Raw genomic sequence first — 21,324 nt, 5'->3', positions numbered from 1 at the left:
CACCATGACTTTTAGAAAGCAACAGTGGAAAATGCTGCTCATTACCATGCTGTGTTATTTATTCTTTTACACAGGACGCCACAATTTTGGCTGGGCAGTAAAGAATATGGCCACCGAACTCCATATTTCCTACACGAGCATAGGCTGGATCAGCTTTTCTATGCTCATTGGATATTCCATCGGCCAATTGGTTAACGGCAATTTGGCCGATAAACTCAGCGCCAGAATAATGGTTCCTCTGGGCGCTTTCTTATCTATAGCCGCCAACGTGGCTATTAGTTTCAGCAATTCGGCCAACATGATCATGCTATGTTGGGCACTGAATGGCTATTTCCAGTCGATGGCATGGGCACCTGGCGCTAAGATCATTGCCAATTGGTGGCCTAAAGAAGAACATGGCAAGGCATTTGGACTGTATACCATGGCGGCCGGGTTTTCATCGGTAGTTACCTATTTGTTCTCTATTATTTTGTTGCAGCTCCATTTAGATTGGCGCATGCTGTTTCGTTTGCCGCTCATCCCCTTGGCATTTGTTGCATTGATCTTTTTTATCATGATTAGGGATAAGCCTGTTGGTTTCAAAACCCAAAAAGATCCAAACTCTATACCTGAAGAAGAAGAAACCAGTTGGATCAAGCGATATCAAACGGTGCTGAGCAATCGCAATTTTGTTATTGCATCATTGTCGTTTGGCTTTGAAAGCATGGCCAGGTATGGGCTCATCTTTTGGGTGCCTGTACATTACTTGGGCAAAGACTGGAAAGACAATCCCCAATACTTATGGGTGACGTTACTGTTGCCTATTGGCATGGCAGCCGGAGCCATTTCCTTTGGTACACTTTCGGATTCTATTTTTAAGGGCAACCGTATCGCCGCCATCAGGCTTGGCATGCTGGTTAGTGCGGTGCTGGTGTTGCTGGTTTATATTTCACCCTCTTCAAATCTGATCCTTGCCAGTGTATTTATTTTCCTTTCTGGTTTCTTTGTATATGGTCCACAAGCCAATTATTGGCCTTTAAGTCCACAAATGTTGCCCAAAACCAGTACGGCTACCGGCATTGGCTTTATGAATATGATCGGTTATTTATTTGCGGCATTGGGTGAACCCCTATTTGGCTTTATGATAGATTATACAGGCAATACCGCCACTATTTTTATTGCGATTTCGCTGATATGTCTGCTTGCTGCCTTGCTGATTTCTACCATCAAAACCAAAAAGCTGGCTAAGCATACAGAAGTTTTGGCCAAAACCTAGTTAAAGGACTGGCTTAATTTTTCTTACCAATTTTGATCGCAGTGTAAACCCAAAAAGAGCTAAAGATGATTGCTCAAATGAAAAAAGACATGGACAAACACCACGGCATCAAATTAAAAACGGCCAAGCCAAACATTGCTGCTTAAATTCAGGTCAATATGGCAATTCTACAAAAAATGTACTGCCTTTGCCTACTTCGCTCTCTAGCCATATCTTGCCGCCGTGGGCTTCTACAATCTGTTTGGAGATGGCCAATCCAAGACCAAAGGAATGCTCGCCAGCAGTGCCTTGTCTTTTGGCATCGGTATAGATATCAAAAATCTTTTCTCTTGCTTCTGATGGCACGCCAATCCCATTGTCTTTGATATACATCAGCACGGTATCGATTTCTTTAGACAGGCCAATTTCAATTTTGGCATTTTGACCGCTAAATTTAATTGCGTTTACAATCAGGTTGCTGATTACACGCCATATCTTTTCTGTATCTGCCTGTATCGTTGCTTCTTGTACCTGCAACACCAATTCTTGCTGTTTTTCTTCGGCCTTGAACCTGAGCAGGCTTACGCATTGACGTAACAGGAGGTGTAGTTCTACAGCCTCTTTAACCAGTCCTATAGCTGTAGTATTCATATTTAAGAGGTCGCTGATCATATCTAACGAATGTTGGCTCGATGTTTCCAAGAGTTCGACCATTTCTTGGTCTTTGGGATGCAAACCTGCCGTTTTAAGCAACCCAGTAACCGTAATGGTAGCCGCTATGGGGCTTTTCAAGTCGTGGGCAACGATTTTCATCATGCGCGTATTTTCCTCCTGACTTTTTTCTAGGGCTTTTAACACCTTGTGCAGGTCGGTATTGTGTGCCGTAATCTGAGTGTTAAGCACCTGAAGCTTTCTTCGGTTTTGCCAAACCAAGAGGAGGACAAAGACGACCATCGCCGAAAAAACAATAAAAGCGATCAGGTAAGCTTGCTTCATTGCATTTTCCTTATCGAGCAGTGCCAATTTGTATTCTTGCTGCTGTGTTTTAAAAGCCATATCGATATCTGCAGTTTTCAGGCTTTGCTCCAGGCTATCCATCGAATCGCGGAAATGGTAATATTTTTGCAAATACTGGTAAGACAGCGCCTGCTCATTCTTCTGGTCAAAATATCTCCATTGCAGTGCAAGCAGCTTTAACTGAGTACTCTTGGGCATCTCTCTTTCAGGCACCTTTTGATCTAATGTCTGTTGCAATTGATTGAGCAAGACAGCCGCAGCATCGAGGTGTTTGTAGCGGATGTAAAGGTCGGCCAATTTCAGTTTGGCTGTTTGGGCATCTACGGGCTCATAACCTGGCCGATCGTTAATGGCGATACTCTGTTTCAGGTATTGCTCAGCCAGCGGGTAATTATTTTGCTTGGCATAAACCCCACCCAAATTGCCGTACACTACCCCACGGGCCCGATCCATATAGTCTTTTTTGATGGGATGCAAGGAAACGATCTGACGAATAAGCGCGAGTGCTTTTTGATAATAAAAAACGGCACTGTCTGGCTTATTGATCCTTTCAAAGCAAAGGGCTATGGTGTTTATATAATCTTGTCTAGCGCCGTATAGGCCATCTATGGTTTTCGTATCGTTGCAGTTATCGCTTTCAACAAGGGCTTGTTTAACATAGGGAATGGCATCTACGTACCGTTCCTGCCTGTACCTTACCAAACCTAACCTATAAGTAAAGCTATAATATTTACATCTATCCAGGTTATTGAGGGCAAACTCGCGGGCATCATAATAATATTTAAACGCAAGGTTATAGTTCTTCCCGGTAAATTGGGCATCGCCTTTGGCAAAAAGGCCACTGGCATATTCAAATGGATAGGTCTTTTCTTTGTCTTTTAACACAAAAAGCATGCTGTCTGCATAGCGGTTGGCCATTGTTACATTGATATCAACCAGCAGGTAATAATTGATTTTATTACTGTACTTTTCGAACATGTCTTTGGTACTAGGCTTAAAAGTGAGATAGCCCGAATCGAGATAGGCTAAACCTCTTTTGGCATTGCCATTACTGGATATGGTATCTGCTTTGGCCAATATTTGTTGGGCCTTTGGAGAAAGCTGGGTGGCACCATTGTCTGTATCGTTTTTACATGACGAAGCTAACAATGCCAAAAGCAACCCTAAACAGACAAGGCAATTCTTATATTGAAGCGCAATTCCACACATTTTTAATTGCATTAGCTCTTTAGGCGTAAAAGTTAGCTATTTTAATCAAAAAAAAATGATTTGAGGTGTAAAAGTTGGGCTAAAGAAATTTCATCCTTTTGTTCAAATCTGCCCGATAGGCATCAGAAACAGGAATTAAATTATGATTAATGATCAATGTTTTGCCTTCTGCGGTATCAATTCTGCTCAGGTTCACAATAAAAGACCGGTGCACGCGCAAGAAGATATCCTGAGGCAATTTTTGTTCGATGGTTTTGAGCGATGAATGGATAGAATAGTCTTTCCCTTCTAAGCTGATTTTTACATAGTCGCCCGTGGCTTCAAAAAAATTGATATCATTAATTCTTAGGCGCCGCACCACATTAGAATCGCGGATAAAAACAAATTCGGTAGCCTGATCGCTCATGGTCAGGCTTTTTGTTTTCACAATTTCCTTGGCTTTTTCAACGGCCTTGAGAAACCTTGGAGGAGAGATTGGCTTCAACAGAAAATCAACCACGTTCAATTCAAAGGCTTCGGCGGCATATTCGCTTTTAGAGGTGGTGAAAATAATCAAAGGCCGTTTGTTTTCAAGGATTTTGGCCAATTCAATTCCACTCATTCCGGGCATCTGTATATCTAGAAATATAAGATCTACCTCGTTGGCCATAATGAGTTGATGTGCCTCGATGGCATCGGCACACTCTCCTACCAAAGTTAGCGCAGAATCGAGATCGAGCATTCTTTTTAATACAGTCCTAAAAATTTTTTGATCATCGACAATTAAGCACTTCATATTGCTGGATTTACTTAGCAAAATAAACAATATCTGTTTAAAGAACGAAGCTAAGTGTAGAAAGTGTTCAATTTTTTATCAAAACACAACATCGAACATGCTTTAACGAGCACTTAAAAAACAACACTAAAACGTCAATACAAACTTAGAAGTGTATTTTAATTTCTTTTTGAAAAGGATCGCCCAGGTTTTCAAATCCAGGCTATATCCATTCATGGAGTTTCTTCATCCATTCATGGAGCAGCTATGCCTGTTTACCTATTCTCCGTTTTATTGGATTTGGGCTTGCTTTAGATTTGTGATCAAATAAACGGTCTTAAAGATGCTATTAGCCTAAAGGCTGTTCAAAAGTATTGCAGGCTTTAAAGAAGGCCTTTTAACTATGGGGATTGCAGAGGGGAAATACATAGGGGATGATGACAAAAGAGTACCCTCTCTCCATAGTTATTCGACCAGCTTTGAGCACCGCTAACTAAGATAAACCAACACCATGAGCGATGACCAGACTCCGGTAAAAAGGATTGTAAAAGCCATTGAGGAGTACTATAATGGCAAACAGCCCGAGCATATTTGCGAAGAGCATGAAATTGAAAAGGAAGTATTCCATAAATGGCTGGCAGCGTATAAACACATCGCCATAGAAATTATGGAGCTCAAGCTAGAGAATGAAAAACTGAGAAAGATGTTTGTTGATTTAAGCCTCAGGCAAAAATCTACGGCTAAAAACCAAGATCCCTCTAGCTAAAAACAACTATCCCAAGCTATAAAACAATCGACGAGCCCTTAGCTCAACTTTCTCTCTCCCTATACCTACCCTCGCTATTGTTATTTCTTAAAAAGCAAAGAAAATTTAACTGATTTAAGTAAAAACTAGCTACCTTTGCATCATCTGATGATATGACGAACACACAAGCATTAATCAATAGAAAATCACTTGCCGACGAGGTAGCCGATGGACTGCGCAAGCAATTATCGCTGGGGATTTTCAAAGTAAACGAAAAACTTCCAATAGAACCAGAACTAATGAAAATGTTCGGCGTTGGAAGATCTACGATAAGGGAAGCCATCAAATTATTGGTTAATTCGGGCCTCTTAAGGGTACAGCAAGGTTTAGGGACTTTTGTAGAACGTACAGCCAGTCAAGAACCGATGGACCTAAGGCTTAAACGTGCCGACAAGGTAGAGCTTGACGAAGTGAGGCAGCTCATCGAGATTAAAATAGCCGAAAAGGCAGCGCTTAATCGCTCTGAAGAAGATGTCGAAAAAATAAAAGCCTATCTTGAAGTACGCAAAAGGGCAGCAGATGAAGGTCAGTTGGAAGAATGCATAGATGCAGATATCCAATTTCACTTGGCCATAGCCAATGCTTCTAAAAACGAAGTCCTGGCCGATATTTATAAAACAGCTTCGGCGCATCTCAAAAACTGGTTCCAGGAAATTTATCAAGACACCAAAACTTTTCAAGAAAGCTATCACCTGCATCAGCAGCTCTTAGCCAATATCATAGCAAAAGATCCGAAAGCGGCATGGAATACTGCTACTCGAATAATCAATCATATTTTTTAATTTCGCCCTGCATTTACGAAGTTTTAAAAATGGTAATGCAGCACACATAAATACAATTCATGAATAATCAGAATAAAAAGCAAGACGCCCTCGACTATCACTCGCAAGGCCGTCCGGGCAAAATCGAAGTCGTTCCAACCAAACCCCACTCCTCTCAAAGAGATTTGACCTTGGCTTACTCACCGGGTGTGGCCGAGCCTTGTTTGGAAATTGCTGCCGATGCCGACAAAGCTTATAAATATACAGCCAAAGGCAATTTGGTAGCCGTAATTAGCAATGGTTCTGCAGTTTTGGGCTTGGGCAATATCGGTCCATTGGCCAGCAAGCCCGTAATGGAAGGCAAAGGCCTGCTTTTTAAGATCTTTGCAGATATTGATGTATTCGACTTGGAACTCAATGCCGATTCGGTAGAAGATTTCATTAAAATGGTTAAAGGCGTTGAGCCTACTTTCGGGGGCATCAACCTCGAAGACATCAAAGCACCAGAGTGTTTCGAAATTGAGCGCAGGCTTAAGGCCGAACTGAACATTCCGGTAATGCACGATGACCAGCATGGAACCGCAATTATTTCGGGTGCGGCCCTGCTCAATGCCTGCGAACTGCAAAAGAAAAAACTAAAAGACATTAAGGTGGTGGTAAGTGGTGCCGGTGCAGCAGCGGTATCATGTGCCAAAATGTACCTTTCTTTGGGAGTTACGCCAAAAAACCTGGTCATGTTCGATATCAACGGACTGATTACCACATCAAGAACCGATTTGGATGAGATCAGGATGGAATTTGCTACCACCCGCAAAGATATCAGCAGCATTACAGATGCCCTTAAAGGCGCCGATGTACTAATTGGCCTTTCAGCTGGCGATGTCATCAAGCCAGAAATGCTGATGGGCATGGCTAAAAACCCTATCGTATTCGCCATGGCCAATCCTAACCCAGAAATTGCCTATGATTTGGCAGTTAAAACGCGTAAAGACATTATCATGGCTACGGGTAGATCTGACTATCCAAATCAGGTAAACAACGTACTAGGGTTCCCTTATATTTTTAGAGGTGCCTTGGATGTACGCGCAACCAGCATTAACGAAGAAATGAAGATTGCCGCCGTACGCGCCATTGCCAGCTTGGCCAAAAAATCTGTTCCAGATGCGGTAAGTCAAGCCTATAACGCCCGTAACTTTAAATTTGGCAAGGAATATATCATTCCAAAACCGGTAGATTCGAGGCTGATTACCGAAGTATCCATGGCGGTGGCAAAAGCAGCCATAGAAAGTGGCGTAGCCAGAAAGGCAATTGCCGATTGGACCAAATACGAAGAAGAGCTTAAAAAGAGATTGGGCATTGACGATACCATCATGCGTTTGGTAACGACCAATGCAAAGGCCAATCCGAAAAAAGTGGTATTTGCCGAAGCCGATAATTATAAAATCTTAAAGGCCGCGCAAATTGTTAAGGAAGAGAAAATTGCCATCCCTATCCTATTGGGAAACAAAGAAGCCATTCAACGCATCATTTACGAGAATGCACTCGATTTAGATGGTGTTGAAATCATAGAACCGGCTTTGGAACAGGAAAGAATAAACAGATATGCCCAGGCGCTGTATAACAAAAGACAGCGTAGAGGCGTAACCTTGTTCGAAGCCAACAAATTGATGCGAGACAGGAACTACTTTGGCGCTTCGATGGTAGAGTTTGGCGAAGCCGATGCCATGATTTCTGGATTAACCAAGAACTATGCAACCACCGTTAAACCCGCTCTCCAAGTAATTGGTGTAGAACCAGGCGTTAAACGTGTAGCGGGCATGTACATGATGATTACGAAAAAAGGCCCGATCTTTTTTGGCGATACCACCGTAAATGTTGATCCTACCGCAGAAGAACTGGTAGACATCACCTTGCTGGTCAACAAATCGGTTAGACAGTTTAACGTAACACCACGGATTGCCTTACTGTCTTATTCAAATTTTGGCTCTAATACAGGTGCAATTCCCGATAAGGTAAGAACAGCGGTACAATTGCTTCATAAAAACTATCCCGATGTAATTGCAGATGGCGAAATGCAAGCCAACTTTGCCATTAACAACGATATGCTCAAAGAGAATTTCCCTTTTAGTGCATTGAGCGATGCGCCAGCCAATACCTTGATCTTCCCTACTTTAGAATCAGGAAACGTAGCCTATAAGCTCTTGCAAGAATTAGGCGAGGCTGAAGCGGTTGGACCTATTTTATTGGGGCTAAACAAGCCAGTGCACATTGTACAGCTGGGCAGTTCGGTACGTGAAATTGTAAACATGGTAACTATTGCGGTAGTTGATGCACAGGCAAAAACAAAACCACTAACTACAAAAAGATAAATCACATGGTGGCCTTTTCTTGAGAGAAGGCTACCTATATTCAAATAAAATATTTGCAATCAAATTCATCAGATGATATGATGTATAAACATTCAAATTAGTAATATCTCAAATCATATGGAAAATAAATTATCCCAATCCCCTTCGTCAGTCGACGCCAAAGTTCTTGCTCAGCAAACCATTTTTTCTATCCTTTTCACCGTTAGCTTAACCCACTTGATCAATGATATGCTTCAGGCAGTTGTACCTGCTGTTTATCCAATCCTTAAAAGCGAGTTTCATTTAACCTTTGCCCAAGTTGGCCTCATTACCCTCACCTATCAACTTACAGCATCCCTGTTACAGCCTTTTGTCGGTTTGTATACTGATAAAAATCCGCGTCCTTATTCCTTGGTGATTGGAATGGGCTTTACCCTGGTTGGTTTAGTGGCTGTAGCTTTTGCCGATAGCTTTATACATGTGCTAGGTGCAGTTAGTTTGATTGGTATTGGCTCCTCTATCTTCCATCCAGAATCGTCAAGAGTAGCACATTTGGCTTCTGGAGGCAAAAAAGGCTTGGCCCAATCCATCTTCCAGTTGGGTGGCAATGCAGGCAGTGCGCTCGGTCCATTGTTAGCTGCCATTATTGTGGTTCCCTATGGCCAATTCAACATCATCTGGTTCTCCCTGGTGGCTATCATAGGCATGTTGGTGCTTTCTGTGGTTTCGAAATGGTATAAAGCACAGCTGATTAGCCGAGCCTCAAAAAAAGCCAGTTTCTCTGATGAAGTGGTCAGCAAATTCTCGAAGAAAAAGGTCATTTTTTCTTTGTTCATTTTATTGGTGCTGGTATTTTCTAAATACTTCTACATGGCCAGTATGACCAGCTATTATACTTTTTACCTCATGGACAAGTTCCATTTAAGCATACAGCAATCGCAGGTTTACCTTTTTGCGTTCTTGGCCGCCGTAGCAGCCGGAACGTTGTTTGGTGGACCACTTGGAGATCGTTTTGGCAGAAAATACATCATTTGGATTTCCATCTTAGGGGTTGCTCCATTCACTTTGCTATTGCCGTATGTTGGTCTTTTCTGGACAGGCATTCTTTCTGTCATCATCGGCCTTATCCTTTCTTCGGCGTTTTCGGCCATATTGGTTTACGCTACCGAACTTGTTCCCGGCAAAGTAGGCATGATTGCCGGTCTTTTCTTCGGACTTGCATTTGGCATGGGTGGTTTGGGTTCAGCTTTGCTAGGCAAATTGGCCGATCAGACCAGTATCGAATACGTGTATAAAGTATGTGCATTTCTGCCTTTGATAGGCATCATTACAGGTTTCTTGCCTAATATAGAGCGAAAAAAACAAGCGTAGCTACATTAAAGTTTAGCTCAGCGAACATGACAACAGCCAAACCTTGGATCAATAATTCGTTTCAGGTTTGGCTGTCTGCTTTTCTGCAACAAAATTGTTGATTTAAGGACTATCAGCTTATAAAATTTCATCCGTTTCTGTTTTTTTTTACTTTTGCCACCAATGAACAGGCTTTACTCATATTTGCTGCTGCTGATTGTAACTTTTAACGTTACACCTGCACACCAGTTGCTTAAAACGCCTGCGCTTTTTCATCATTTCCATTACCACTGCCAGCAAAAACCCGAGATTTCCTTCGTCGATTTTCTTTCCATGCACTATTGGGGTACCGACGATATCGATTCTGATGACGAAGAAGACATGAAGCTTCCATTCAAAAAAATGGCCAATCCGATTGTGCTTTCTTTTTACATCCCTACAAAGCCTGCCCTTGTAGCTGCAGATTTCTTGTTCAAGTATACGCAAGATCACCCCTTGCCAAATGACAGTCTAATTCCCGACAACACCAATTCGTCATTGTTTAGGCCTCCACGCCCATTTGCATGCTAGGCTTTCGGTCTTTTTAGGCCGATTAAAATTCGTATTGCAAACGGTGCTTTCCGCGCCAAAACAACTTTTTTATGATGATGAACAAAATCATCGGCTTTTCTGTAAAGAACAAGCTGATTGTAGGGCTATTCGTATTTGCCCTATTGCTATGGGGCGTATTCGAATTACGAAAACTCCCAATTGATGCTGTACCCGATATTACCGACAACCAGGTACAAGTACTTACCGTTTCCCCTTCTTTGGGTGCTCCAGACATTGAAAGACTGCTTACCTTTCCTATAGAACAATCGTGCAGCAACATCCCTGGCCTTAAGCAAATCAGGAGCTTTTCTAGGTTTGGTCTTTCGCTAGTAACCATTGTTTTTACCGATGAAACCGATCTTTATTGGGCAAGACAGCAGGTTACCGAACGTTTGCAACAGGTGCAAAGAGACTTGCCTGAAGGCATCGGATCGCCAGAACTCGCACCGGTAAGTACCGGTCTCGGCGAAATTTACCAATACGTAGTCAGGCCAAAAGCTGGTTACGAGCATAAATATGATGCCATGCAGCTCCGTACCATTCAAGATTGGATTGTGCGCAGACAGTTAATGGGCACCAAAGGCGTTGCCGAGGTTTCGAGCTTTGGAGGCAAATTGAAACAGTATGAAATTGCCGTCAATCCGAGCTACCTCAAGGCCAACAACATTACCATTGCCGATATTTTCGCAGCGCTCGAAAAAAATAACCAAAATACGGGCGGCGCCTATATTGAAAAGGGACCAACCGTGCTCTACATCAGAAGTGAAGGATTGACTTCCAGCCTGGACGATATTGGCAAGATAGTGGTAAAAACATTGGACAATGGCCTGCCGGTATTGGTGAGAGATGTGGCCAAGGTTCAATTTGGCGCTGCCATTCGCTACGGAGCCATGACCTATAACGACAAGGGTGAAGTATCTGGTGCCGTAGTGATGATGCTGAAAGGCGAAAACAGCTCTGTGGTAGTAGAAAGAGTGAAGAAAAAAGTAGCCGAAATACAAAAAGATCTTCCAGAAGGTGTAGTCATCGAACCATTTCTCGATCGAACAAAAATGGTAAATAGCGCCATCGAAACCGTGGAAACCAACTTATTGGAAGGTGCATTGATCGTGGTTTTTGTGTTGGTGTTCTTCTTGGGCAATTTGCGCGCAGGATTAATCGTGTCGTCTGTTATTCCGCTGGCCATGCTATTTGCCATTATTTTAATGAACATGTTTGGCGTTGGCGGCAACCTGATGAGCTTGGGTGCTATTGACTTTGGACTCATTGTAGATGGATCTGTCATAGTAGTGGAAGCGGTTCTCCATCGCTTTTCGCATTCGCACCACTTTAAAAAGCGCAGTTCAATTTCGCAACAGGAAATGGACGATGAAGTATCAAAATCGACAGGAAGCATTATTAATTCGGCAGTATTCAGCCAAATCATTATCCTTATCGTTTACCTGCCTATTCTTTCGCTGGAGGGCATAGAAGGCAAAATGTTTAAACCAATGGCACTAACCATTGCCTTTGCCATATTGGGTGCATTTATTTTGTCTATTACCTACGTACCCATGATGAATGCACTGTTCTTGAAGAAAAAACTCAACCATAAACCTACAGTTGCAGATAAGGTAACCATTTGGCTTGAAAGGAAATACATGCCTTTATTAAAGCGTTTATTAAAATTTCCTAAAACCATTATCGGCGTTACGGTAGCCTTATTTGCCATAGCTGTATTCATACTGGGCCGTTTAGGCGGAGAGTTTATTCCTCAAATAGAAGAAGGCGATTTTGCCGTAGAAACCAGGTTGCTTACGGGCAGCAACTTAAACAATACCATTAAATATACCCAGCAAGCTTCTGGCATCTTGCTTAGGAAATTTCCCGAAGTAGAAAAAGTAGTGACCAAGATCGGCAGTGCCGAAATCCCAACAGATCCCATGCCTTTTGAGGCCGGCGACATGATGGTGATCCTTAAAAACAAAAAAGAATGGAACTCGGCTTCCTCTTTTTCTGAGCTTTCCGAAAAGATGACCAAAGAATTGGAAGCCGTTCCCGGAATTACAGTTGGCTTTCAGTTCCCAGTTCAGATGCGTTTTAACGAATTAATGACGGGAGCCAGACAAGATGTAGTGTGCAAAATATTCGGGGAAGACTTAGACAGTTTATCGGCCTATGCCCACCGTTTAAACGAGATCATCAAAACCGTGCCCGGAGCAATTAATATTTACGAAGAAACAGTAACTGGCATGCCCCAAATTGTAATCAAGTTTAACAGAGATGCCTTGGCCAAATACGGCCTCAATGTAGAAGACATCAATACGACCGTAAATACTGCATTCGCCGGTAAAAGTGCCGGACAGGTTTATGAAGGCGAAAAACGTTTTGATTTAGTGGTGAGGCTAAACGAGGATGCCAAGAAGAACATAGATGACATCAGAAACCTCCTCATTTCGACCAAGAATGGCTATCAGATTCCGGTGGCCGAAGTAGCTGAAATTACCGAAGTAGAGGGCGTGAACCAAATTCAGCGTGAAGACACCAAAAGACGGATCGTAATTGGCTTTAACGTAAGTGGCCGAGATGTGCAGACCATTGTTGCCGAGCTGCAACAAAAAGTTGAAAAACAGTTGCGCTTGCCTGCAGGCTATAATTTAGCTTATGGTGGGTCTTTCGAGAACATGAATGCAGCCAAAGACCGCCTTTCTATTGTGGTACCTGTAGCGCTATTGATGATTTTCTTATTGCTTTATTTTGCTTTCAGCTCTGTAAAGCAGGGATTGCTCATCTATACTGCCATTCCTTTATCGGCTATGGGAGGCATTTTTGCACTATGGATTCGCGACATGCCTTTCAGTATTTCTGCTGGGGTTGGTTTTATCGCTCTTTTTGGGGTAGCCGTACTTAATGGCATTCTTCTGGTTTCAGAATTTAATCGATTGAGAAAAGAAGGTTGGACAGACTTGGGCAGGATTGTCATACATGCTACAAAAACCAAACTAAGGGCTGTATTGATGACTGCCTTGGTTCCATCGCTTGGCTTTATTCCTATGGCCATTAGTACCGGAGCAGGTGGTGCCGTACAGAAGCCGCTGGCCACTGTTGTAATTGGTGGCTTGATCATTTCTACCCTGCTTACGCTTTTCGTACTTCCGGTATTGTATATCCTTTTCGAAAAAGGCTTTAAGTACTTTAAGCCGAAGAAAATAGCCCTTGCCGCAATAGGTTTGTTGTTTTGTTGCTTTAACGCAAGTGCACAGCAGCCGATTAGCCTCAAGGAAGCATTGGGCAAAGCAGCTTCGAACTACCCAGCCATGAATGCTGCTCGATTAAATGAAAGCTACCTCAATGCCTTGATTGCCACAGCTGTTGATCTTCCTAAGACCGATTTAACCTATGAAACCGGTCACCTCAATGGCAGCTTTAACGACAACAGGTTCCAAGTTTCGCAAACCTTTCAATTTCCGACCGTTTACAGTAGACAAAAACAGGTCAACCGTTCCATGCTCAATGCGGGCAAAACCCAAACCGAAATCAGGTTGCTCGAGCTGCAAACAGAGATCAAAAACCTTTATTTCAACCTGTTGGTGCTGGATAAGAAAAAGACGGTGCTTTTAAAGGCGGATAGCATTTATGCCCGTTTTGCCGAAAAGGCCGAAAACAGGTACCGCTTGGGAGAAACAGACATTATCGAAAAAACCACGGCAGCCAATCAGAGGTTGCAGATTGCCGCGCAACTGAGCATTTTATCGGCTGATCAGGCCAGCCATCAAAAGCGGATGCAAATTTTAATGCAAAGCGAAGAGACATTGGCTTTAGATGCTTCTACAATCATCTATCCTATCGCCTCTAATTTGTTGTCTGCCTCATCGCTTGCACAAAACCCTTCTATCTTATGGCAACAGGAAATGGTGAAGCAAGGCGAGCTGAACCAAAAGCTGGAGAAAAGCAAATTGCTTCCTTCTATCAGCCTAGGCTATGCAAATGCATCGTTTATGGGCTGGCAAACCACGCCAAACGGACAGGAGCTATTTTATGACAAATCGCATCGTTTTCAATCTTTTAGTGCCGGCCTAGCCATTCCGATATTTTTTGGTGCCCAAAATGCCAAGGCAAAGGCCATGGGCTTTTATGTGCAGCAACAGCAAAAAGAACTGGAAACCCTACGTCAAAATTATGGCACCGAACTTGAAAAAGCCTTGGCCAAGGCAAAAGCCTATCAGGAAACCTTGGCGAGCTACCACGATCTCCTGTTGCCAAATGCCGGCAAAATAGAAAAATCGGCCAGTGCCAAATTAGATGCAGGAGAGATCAATTACCTCGATTGGACCATCTTGATCAATCAAACCATTGATATTAAAAGCCAATATTATCAATTGATCAGCAATTTAAACGAAACGCTTATAGAAATTGAACGCCTTAATGGCATCATCATCAAATAGAATATGAAAAATACGATCACCTTAGTTTTCGCAGGTTTGTTCTTGGCTTCTTGTGGCACCGAACCCGCTCCTGCCGAAGTTAAAAAGACAGCTGCAACCGTAAATCTGGAAGAAACGATTTCGCTTACGGCCGAACAAAGAAAAAATGCCGAATTATCCATTGGCCAGGTAGAAACCCGCCAGGTAGAATCGACCATCAACGTAAATGGAAACATAGAACTGCCACCAGAAAACATTTATACCATTAGCTTTCCTTTGGGCGGTTTTATCAAGAACAGCAAACTGGTAAATGGCATGGAAGTAAGAAAAGGCACTGTTCTGGCTACCATAGAAGATGCTTCTTTTATCCAGCTGCAGCAAGATTACTTAACGGCAAAATCGAAGTTGGAGTTTGCCATGGCTGATTTTAACCGTCAAAAAGAGCTCAATACCACTCAATCTAACAGTCAAAAGGTGTTGCAACAAGCCAAATCAGATTATGATACACAAAGAATATTGGTTAATTCTTTAGCCGAAAAGCTTAAGCTGATTGGCATTGCACCGAGTAAATTAAACGAAAATAACATCTCAAGAACGGTGAATATCTATTCGCCCATCAATGGTTTTGTGTCTAAAATCAATATCAATCCAGGCAAATATGTTGGTCCTACAGATGTTTTGTTCGAACTGATTAATCCCATAGAAACCCATCTTTCGCTTAATATTTTTGAAAATGATGCCAAGAACCTGTCAAAGGGACAAAAAGTAACTTTCAGCACGGTAGGCAATCCCGATCAGAAGATGGAAGCCGAAGTAACATTGATGACTAAAAACCTTGATGAAAACAGAACCGTAGAGGTGCACTGCCATTTGCATGGAAATCGCCAGAAATTAATTCCAGGCACTTTCGTCAATGCACAGATCAAGCTCAAAAGCCACTCTTCGGCAACTTTGCCTGATGGCGCCATTGTAGATTGGCAAGGGAAAAAATATGTTTTTATAGAAACTGCAGCAAATAAATTTACCGCCAAGCAAGTAGAAACCGGCTATGCTGCTGCTGGCTATACCGAAATCAAATCGCCACTCGAAGGAAAACTGGTAACCGCTAATGCCTACACATTGCTTACCGCATTGAAAAACAAGGCAGAAGAAGAATAAAAGCAACAAAGGTCTGATCCAATGTGTCAGACCTTTGCTTTGTAATTTAGCGTTTAAAACAATCGTTATAAGCCTTTTGCATGGCCGATTGTGCAATTTCCAGGTCTTTTTCGCTGGTGCGCCAATTTACAAAGGCCGCACGGATACAGCGCTGACCGGCATATAATGTTGGCGTGAGGTAAACCATGCCTAACTTGTTAAGGGTATCCAAATATAGGCCTATTTGATCTTTTTCCTGTTTCAGCGTAAAGCAAACCGTATTCAGTTTTACAGGTGCCAATAGCTCGAAGGCATCGCTTTGTGTAATAAAATTGCCAAACTGCTGAGCCAGTTCGATCGAATTTTCGGCTATATCTTTAAATCCTTCCCGGCCATAGGCAATAAGGCTGAACCAAGCTGGCAAAGCCCGCAAACGTCTTGAATTTTCGGGAACATTACTGGCAAAAGAAAAATTGGTTGCCGGATCTCCCAAATAAGGAGCATTCGAATTTTGAAAAGTCTGGATCTGCAGGTTTTGATGTGTTGCCCGTACAAAAGCCACTGCACTATCATAAGGTACGTTCATCCATTTGTGTCCATCAATGGTAATGCTATCAGCCACTTCCCAACCTTTGAGCAATGATGCATATTTTGGACTGCAGGCCGCAAAGCCACCAAAGGCAGCATCAATGTGCAACCAAAACCGATAGCGTTTTTTAAGTTCGGCAATGGCTTGTAGGTCATCAAAATCTGAGGTATTTACCGTGCCGGCACTCGCACTCAAGATGATTGGAGAATCCTGATGTTCGGCCAGCAAGCGTTCCAAATCTTCCAAATCAATTGATTCAGTATTCGGCTTGCTTTTTACAGTGATCAACTGATTGCGGCCAAAGCCCAGCATGGCCAATGATTTGAGCACCGAAGAATGCGGATTGGCGCTCAGCACCTTGATCCCTGGCAACATGCCATCAGCAGCTATATTATGCTTCAACTGCTCTCCTGCCCACTGCCTAGCCACGGCCAAACCTGTAAAATTTGATAAGGTTGCACCGCTTACAAAACTTCCGTTAAACTCCTCAGACAGGTTAAACAAACGGCGCATCAGTCCAATGGTTTCGTGCTCAATATGTGCGGAGATATCGCCATTTAGGCTTACACTTTGTGGATTTTGGTCAAAAACACTGCACAACCAATCGCCGATTAATGCAGCCGGCGTAGTACCACCCGTTACAAACCCCCAATACCGTGGACCGGTTGAAGCCGCAATCAAATGCTGATAATGCGACTTAAACAACTGCAGGGCATCCAGGGCACCACCGCCCTCGGGCAATTCCTTGCTTGGCTTTACGTTGCCAGCAAGCGGACTAGTTGATAACTGTTCCAATTGGGCCATGAAATCAATTCCGGTTAATTTAGCCTGTTCTAGTATCTCTTCTAGGTAACCGAGGTCTTCTTTTAGTCTGTTCATTGCTGTTGTTTTAAGTTCAATTGCATCATCCGGTCAATCCGAACAAATTCTAGTTTATCTACAGGAATTTGCTCAAAGCCTAGTTTTTGATAAATATGAATGGCATCCTGCAATTTGGAATTGGTATATAAAATTACTTTTGAGGCGCCCAATTGTAAAGCTTTTTCAATCGCAGCTTCGCATAAGATGCGCCCCAGTCCAAAACCCCTGGCTGATTTGGCTACGGTCATCTTGGCCAGTTCGTAAACGCCGGGTTCTACAAATTTTAAGGCTACGGTACCCGCTATCTCCTCGCCCCTTTTCGCAAATAAGATGGCACCTCCCTGTTTCAAAATCGCTTCTTCCGGATTTTCCAGCATCCATTGGTCTGTTGCTTCTATTACGAAAAATTCTTGGAGCCAAGCTTTGTTCAATTGCTCAAAATAAAGTTTTAAGCGAGTTTGATATTCGATGATTTCAATATCCATTTTCATGATTGATTTAATAATTCAAAATTCGGCAAACAAAACACACGAAAACAGATGCAGATTTTATATTTTTGAGCATAACAGATTTAATATGAACACAGCGATTGCTACAGCGAGCGATTTCCTTTATCAACAGCTGGCGGGTAAAATAGCGCAGAATATATTCGACGGTGTACTTAAAATCGGTGATAAATTGCCATCAGTAAGAACCTTGTGCAAAGACCATGGCATTAGTTTGAGTACTGCATTTAAAACATACGTAGAACTTGAAAACAAGGGATTGATAGAAGCCAGACCCAAATCTGGTTATTATGTTCGCTTTACCGATCGCAAGGGCAGGTTTATGAGCACTGTAGCCAAGGGCGACAAAGAGCCTTTTGATGTGAATGTAGACGAAATGTTGGCGATGGTGTACAGCAGCATCAATAAAACAGGCGTTTCGCAACTTTCAATGGCCGCACCTGCCCTTTCTTTGTTGCCAGAAAGCAAGTTGAATAAAACAATGGCAGAGGCCATTCGCGAAAATGCCCATAGCTGCATCAATTATGAAGACATTCAAGGCAATTTGCGCTTACGGCAACAGGTGGCCAAAAATGCGTTGACTTGGGGCGGCACATTAAAGGCGGATGAAATCATCAGCACCCAAGGCTGTATGGAGGCCCTCGTTTTTTGCCTCAAGGCTGTAGCCGAACCCGGTGATACCATTGCCATTGAAAGCCCTACGTATTTTGGCATATTCAATGTGATGAGAAGCCAAGGACTCAAGGTACTGGAAATACCAACCGATCCGCAAACGGGAATCAGCATTGAGTATTTAGCGCAAGCCTTGGAAAAGATAAACATTAAAGCTTGTTTGTTTACACCAAACTTTACCAATCCGCTGGGCTGTGTAATGCCCGATGAGCGGAAAAAACAATTGGTTTCCCTATTGGCTAGTAAAGAAATCCCGCTAATTGAAGACGATATTTATGGCGATCTGTTCTTTGGAAAGTCTAGGCCAAGAACCTGTAAAAGCTATGATGAAAAAGGCCTGGTATTGCTTTGTTCGTCTGTCTCTAAATCGCTGGCACCGGGTTACCGGGTGGGCTGGTGCATTCCAGGAAAGTTCAAAGACAAGGTATTGAACATTAAACTGATGCATACCATTTCATCGGCTACGCCTACACAGGCTGCTATAGGCTTGTTTTTTGAAACCGGCAGGTTCGACCTCCACATGCGTAATTTGAGAAAAGCCTTACATACGCAATGCCTGCGCTACCTACAGGCCATATTCGACTATTTTCCAGAAGATGTAAAGGTAAACCAACCCGCTGGCGGCTATGTGCTTTGGGTTGAATTGAATCAAAAAGTTAACGCCTTCGACATTTTTAGGGCCGCCTTGAAACAGCAGATCGGCATTTATCCCGGTCAGGTTTTTAGTACCGATGCCCGCTTTACCAATTACATCCGCATCAGCTTTGGCCATCCTTTTAACACGCAGATTGAGCAATCTATTCAGGTTTTAGGTAAACTGATCCGATCCGCTATGGCATAATAAGGGCCTGCTCAACTGAGCAGGCCAATGATTTTGTCGACTAGTGTTTTAAGGTGTCAACAGGTTTTGTAGTGTTTGTATCCATTGTGGCGCTACTATCAGGCATGGTGGTATCTGGCGTAGCCGACATATTTGTATCCAGTGTTGAAGAATCCGTGTTCTCGTCTTTACGGTCCGAAGATCCACAAGCGGCAACTGTTATACCAACAATTGCCAGCAATGTTAAAAATTTAAGTTTCATCTTTTGTTTAATTAGAATTAAAAGTTTTTTAGTTTTTGTATAAATGATGTTTAAACACAAATTGTTTTAAAAAGCTAACAACTTATAGCTCAGTGATTTTTAACAATTGCTCGAAACACAAACCAATGGAAAGCTGTTTATCTGAAAAATCCAGTTTATGAAAAACCCCATTCCATACTTCATTGCCCTGCTTGCTGTTTGCAGCTTTGCCTGTACTAATTCCCAAGAAAAAGATAAGCAGTCGACTACTGGGCCAAGTGCAGACACTGCTATTACTTCTAACACTGGCCTAGCCTTAGATACCAATAAAATAGATACCACAGTGGTTTCGTTTTTTGAAAATGCAGCCTTAGGTGGTATGGTTGAAGTAGAAAGCAGTTCTAAAATCGAGAAGCTGACGAAAAACCAAGAAGTAATTGTATTTGCTGCTATGATGGTGAAAGACCATGGCATGGCCAATCAAAAGCTGAAAACATTAGCGGCCCAAAAAGGATATGACTTGCCAAAAGTTTTGCCTGCAAGCAAACTGGCCATCGTTAATAAGCTGGATGAGTTTAAAGACGAAGGCAGAAACGAGTATTACGTAAGGCTCATGATTAACGAGCATAAAAATGCGATTAACCTATTCTCGATGGGCGAACGTTCGAAAGACCAGGACGTTGCCAAATTTTCAGCCGAAACCTTGCCCATTATCAGGCAACATTACCAGCACATTTTAAAAATCGATACTTTATTGCAAAAACCTAGGGCCAACCAAGGCGATGATCCGCTGAAAATAAGCGATCGAAAAAAGCAATAACCGAGCATAAAAAACTCAATAAAATCCTCTTTTCAAATACATTGAAGCACTTTTCTCTGTGAATTTGTTATGCTTAAAAATACCTAGTATTGGGTATTTTTTGGGCTTTAGGCTATCTGTAATTTTAGCTTAAACATTTAAAGATAACAAACGATGAAAACAAAGAATTTAATTGTATGCGCAATGATCGCATTTATGGCTGTGGCATTTTCTTCTACCAATGCTTTTGCCCAAAAGAAAAGTACTGTAGTTGAGGTTAAATCTACAGCCGCTGTAAAAACCAGAGGTGCCAATCCAAAAATCAAGGTAGATGTGCCTACGAGCGATGCGAAGCCGGTAGCTAAGACCCGTGGTGCCGACTGCAAGGTGAAATTTGACAACTATACAGGTCTTTACATCAAAGTTTATGTAGATGGCTATTACAAAGGCACTTTAGATGCTTGGGGTGATGGAACTGTGACCGTAGGCAGCGGCTTTACCACTATCTATTGCGTAAGCGTTGGCGGTACCAGAGAATGGAATGCCAGTGGCAATTGTGAAGGAAATTATACCTACACCTTGAAATAAAACATTTATAACGCTCAATGGAAGGCTACCTCAAAAGGGTAGCTTTTTTTATGCAGGAAAGCAAGAACAGCATTCCACCTGACTGTTAGCCCCGCTATCCTTCCAAGTCCTCGCCTCGTGCCTCAGCTCCGGGCTTTCCATCCTATCGGGTTTAGGTAACAACGGCCGTTGCTGCTATGTTCATTGCACCAGCCCAAGTTCCATCATCTGTAACAAATTAAAGTGATTGGTGAAGAACACCAACGATGGCATAATGAATTTAATTTTTCTTTCCCTACATACGTCATGCCAGACTTGATCCGACATCTAAATTCGGAAGATATCTTAAATGACAAAATATTGAATAGAGACCCTGAATCAAGTTCAGGGTGACGATAATGTAGAAGAACAACTCGCACTTGTTAGTGTTCTTCTACAACAAGATTTATCAGAAGTATTTAAGTTAGATCATTGGTGAAGAACAGAAATGGTAGCATCTAAAATGAAAACAAAATGGATTGCAAATCCATAATTAGCTTGGTCGAGATGGCACATCCCGACCAACTCGGAAACAATAAAGGCCACACCATAAATGATGCAGCCTCTCCTTCCACCTAAAACTATCTTTTACCTTTTAAAGGCCCACTTTAAACTTTAAAC

Annotated in this window: 16 protein-coding genes; 11 read left to right on the top strand and 5 right to left on the bottom strand. The window is 42.5% G+C overall.

Features of this window, described 5'->3' with window-relative positions; translation table 11 throughout:
* The first annotated feature begins 4 nt into the window (after positions 1-4).
* Positions 5-1,255, top strand: coding sequence for an MFS transporter (locus tag AC570H_RS05335; RefSeq protein ID WP_497352461.1), 1,251 nt, complete (start codon positions 5-7; stop codon positions 1,253-1,255).
* A gap of 153 nt (positions 1,256-1,408) precedes the next feature.
* Here AC570H_RS05335 and AC570H_RS05330 read toward each other — a convergent pair whose 3' ends face one another.
* Positions 1,409-3,460, bottom strand: a complete 2,052-nt coding sequence (locus AC570H_RS05330; protein ID WP_497352459.1) for a tetratricopeptide repeat-containing sensor histidine kinase — start codon at positions 3,458-3,460, stop codon at positions 1,409-1,411.
* 79 nt (positions 3,461-3,539) lie between these two features.
* A complete protein-coding gene (locus tag AC570H_RS05325) occupies positions 3,540-4,235 on the bottom strand; it encodes a LytR/AlgR family response regulator transcription factor (protein ID WP_497352457.1) in 696 nt (231 codons plus the stop codon).
* 490 nt (positions 4,236-4,725) lie between these two features.
* Between AC570H_RS05325 and AC570H_RS05320 the strand changes: the two genes are divergently transcribed.
* The 7 genes from AC570H_RS05320 to AC570H_RS05290 all read left to right on the top strand — a co-directional run bounded on the left by AC570H_RS05320 (position 4,726) and on the right by AC570H_RS05290 (position 15,630).
* Positions 4,726-4,980, top strand: a complete 255-nt coding sequence (locus tag AC570H_RS05320) for a hypothetical protein (protein WP_497352455.1) — start codon at positions 4,726-4,728, stop codon at positions 4,978-4,980.
* Between the two features lie 152 nt (positions 4,981-5,132).
* Entirely contained in the window at positions 5,133-5,801 is a 669-nt protein-coding gene (locus AC570H_RS05315; RefSeq protein ID WP_497352453.1) for a FadR/GntR family transcriptional regulator, read from the top strand.
* Positions 5,802-5,860: 59 nt separating this feature from the next.
* Positions 5,861-8,149: an NADP-dependent malic enzyme gene (locus tag AC570H_RS05310; protein ID WP_497352451.1), complete on the top strand. Its 2,289-nt coding sequence runs from the start codon at positions 5,861-5,863 to the stop codon at positions 8,147-8,149.
* Positions 8,150-8,266: 117 nt separating this feature from the next.
* Positions 8,267-9,499 carry an MFS transporter gene (locus AC570H_RS05305; RefSeq protein ID WP_497352449.1) on the top strand — a complete coding sequence of 411 codons (1,233 nt, stop codon included), beginning with the start codon at positions 8,267-8,269 and terminating at the stop codon, positions 9,497-9,499.
* Positions 9,500-9,661: 162 nt separating this feature from the next.
* The gene (locus AC570H_RS05300) at positions 9,662-10,048 is read left to right on the top strand and encodes a hypothetical protein (protein ID WP_497352447.1); all 387 of its coding nucleotides are present in this window, start codon (positions 9,662-9,664) and stop codon (positions 10,046-10,048) included.
* Positions 10,049-10,119: 71 nt separating this feature from the next.
* Positions 10,120-14,493, top strand: a complete 4,374-nt coding sequence (locus AC570H_RS05295; RefSeq protein ID WP_497352445.1) for a CusA/CzcA family heavy metal efflux RND transporter — start codon at positions 10,120-10,122, stop codon at positions 14,491-14,493.
* Between the two features lie 3 nt (positions 14,494-14,496).
* The gene (locus AC570H_RS05290) at positions 14,497-15,630 is read left to right on the top strand and encodes an efflux RND transporter periplasmic adaptor subunit (protein WP_497352443.1); all 1,134 of its coding nucleotides are present in this window, start codon (positions 14,497-14,499) and stop codon (positions 15,628-15,630) included.
* Between the two features lie 46 nt (positions 15,631-15,676).
* Here the strand turns inward: AC570H_RS05290 and AC570H_RS05285 are convergent, their stop codons facing one another.
* Both AC570H_RS05285 and AC570H_RS05280 read right to left on the bottom strand, forming a co-directional pair.
* A complete protein-coding gene (locus tag AC570H_RS05285) occupies positions 15,677-17,077 on the bottom strand; it encodes a pyridoxal phosphate-dependent decarboxylase family protein (RefSeq protein WP_497352441.1) in 1,401 nt (466 codons plus the stop codon).
* The gene (locus AC570H_RS05280; protein WP_497352439.1) at positions 17,074-17,550 is read right to left on the bottom strand and encodes a GNAT family N-acetyltransferase; all 477 of its coding nucleotides are present in this window, start codon (positions 17,548-17,550) and stop codon (positions 17,074-17,076) included. The genes AC570H_RS05285 and AC570H_RS05280 overlap by 4 nt, the downstream gene beginning before the upstream one ends.
* Before the next feature lie 85 nt (positions 17,551-17,635).
* Between AC570H_RS05280 and AC570H_RS05275 the strand changes: the two genes are divergently transcribed.
* On the top strand, positions 17,636-19,078 hold the full coding sequence (locus AC570H_RS05275; RefSeq protein ID WP_497352437.1) for an aminotransferase-like domain-containing protein: 1,443 nt from the start codon (positions 17,636-17,638) through the stop codon (positions 19,076-19,078).
* Between the two features lie 40 nt (positions 19,079-19,118).
* Here the strand turns inward: AC570H_RS05275 and AC570H_RS05270 are convergent, their stop codons facing one another.
* The gene (locus AC570H_RS05270; protein WP_497352435.1) at positions 19,119-19,319 is read right to left on the bottom strand and encodes a hypothetical protein; all 201 of its coding nucleotides are present in this window, start codon (positions 19,317-19,319) and stop codon (positions 19,119-19,121) included.
* Between the two features lie 157 nt (positions 19,320-19,476).
* Here AC570H_RS05270 and AC570H_RS05265 point away from each other — a divergent pair, with 157 nt between their 5' ends.
* Together AC570H_RS05265 and AC570H_RS05260 are read left to right on the top strand one after the other, a co-directional pair.
* Positions 19,477-20,118 carry a DUF4142 domain-containing protein gene (locus AC570H_RS05265; RefSeq protein ID WP_497352433.1) on the top strand — a complete coding sequence of 214 codons (642 nt, stop codon included), beginning with the start codon at positions 19,477-19,479 and terminating at the stop codon, positions 20,116-20,118.
* A 153-nt stretch (positions 20,119-20,271) separates the two neighbouring features.
* Positions 20,272-20,685 carry a hypothetical protein gene (locus tag AC570H_RS05260; protein ID WP_497352431.1) on the top strand — a complete coding sequence of 138 codons (414 nt, stop codon included), beginning with the start codon at positions 20,272-20,274 and terminating at the stop codon, positions 20,683-20,685.
* Positions 20,686-21,324 lie beyond the last annotated feature (639 nt).

The organism is Pedobacter sp. B4419 (assembly GCF_059693725.1).
The sequence above is the reverse complement of the archived record's forward strand: the minus strand, read 5'-3'. Positions and strand labels throughout refer to the sequence as shown.

What these genes read in the sequence shown, in the direction of transcription:
- AC570H_RS05260 (WP_497352431.1), top strand. Translation starts at nt 20,272, where the DNA reads ATGAAAACAAAGAATTTAATTGTATGCGCAATGATCGCATTTATGGCT.
- AC570H_RS05320 (WP_497352455.1), top strand. Translation starts at nt 4,726, where the DNA reads ATGAGCGATGACCAGACTCCGGTAAAAAGGATTGTAAAAGCCATTGAG.
- AC570H_RS05275 (WP_497352437.1), top strand. Translation starts at nt 17,636, where the DNA reads ATGAACACAGCGATTGCTACAGCGAGCGATTTCCTTTATCAACAGCTG.
- AC570H_RS05330 (WP_497352459.1), bottom strand. Translation starts at nt 3,460, where the DNA reads ATGTGTGGAATTGCGCTTCAATATAAGAATTGCCTTGTCTGTTTAGGG.
- AC570H_RS05325 (WP_497352457.1), bottom strand. Translation starts at nt 4,235, where the DNA reads ATGAAGTGCTTAATTGTCGATGATCAAAAAATTTTTAGGACTGTATTA.
- AC570H_RS05305 (WP_497352449.1), top strand. Translation starts at nt 8,267, where the DNA reads ATGGAAAATAAATTATCCCAATCCCCTTCGTCAGTCGACGCCAAAGTT.
- AC570H_RS05315 (WP_497352453.1), top strand. Translation starts at nt 5,133, where the DNA reads ATGACGAACACACAAGCATTAATCAATAGAAAATCACTTGCCGACGAG.
- AC570H_RS05280 (WP_497352439.1), bottom strand. Translation starts at nt 17,550, where the DNA reads ATGAAAATGGATATTGAAATCATCGAATATCAAACTCGCTTAAAACTT.
- AC570H_RS05290 (WP_497352443.1), top strand. Translation starts at nt 14,497, where the DNA reads ATGAAAAATACGATCACCTTAGTTTTCGCAGGTTTGTTCTTGGCTTCT.
- AC570H_RS05295 (WP_497352445.1), top strand. Translation starts at nt 10,120, where the DNA reads ATGATGATGAACAAAATCATCGGCTTTTCTGTAAAGAACAAGCTGATT.
- AC570H_RS05300 (WP_497352447.1), top strand. Translation starts at nt 9,662, where the DNA reads ATGAACAGGCTTTACTCATATTTGCTGCTGCTGATTGTAACTTTTAAC.
- AC570H_RS05285 (WP_497352441.1), bottom strand. Translation starts at nt 17,077, where the DNA reads ATGAACAGACTAAAAGAAGACCTCGGTTACCTAGAAGAGATACTAGAA.
- AC570H_RS05270 (WP_497352435.1), bottom strand. Translation starts at nt 19,319, where the DNA reads ATGAAACTTAAATTTTTAACATTGCTGGCAATTGTTGGTATAACAGTT.
- AC570H_RS05310 (WP_497352451.1), top strand. Translation starts at nt 5,861, where the DNA reads ATGAATAATCAGAATAAAAAGCAAGACGCCCTCGACTATCACTCGCAA.
- AC570H_RS05265 (WP_497352433.1), top strand. Translation starts at nt 19,477, where the DNA reads ATGAAAAACCCCATTCCATACTTCATTGCCCTGCTTGCTGTTTGCAGC.
- AC570H_RS05335 (WP_497352461.1), top strand. Translation starts at nt 5, where the DNA reads ATGACTTTTAGAAAGCAACAGTGGAAAATGCTGCTCATTACCATGCTG.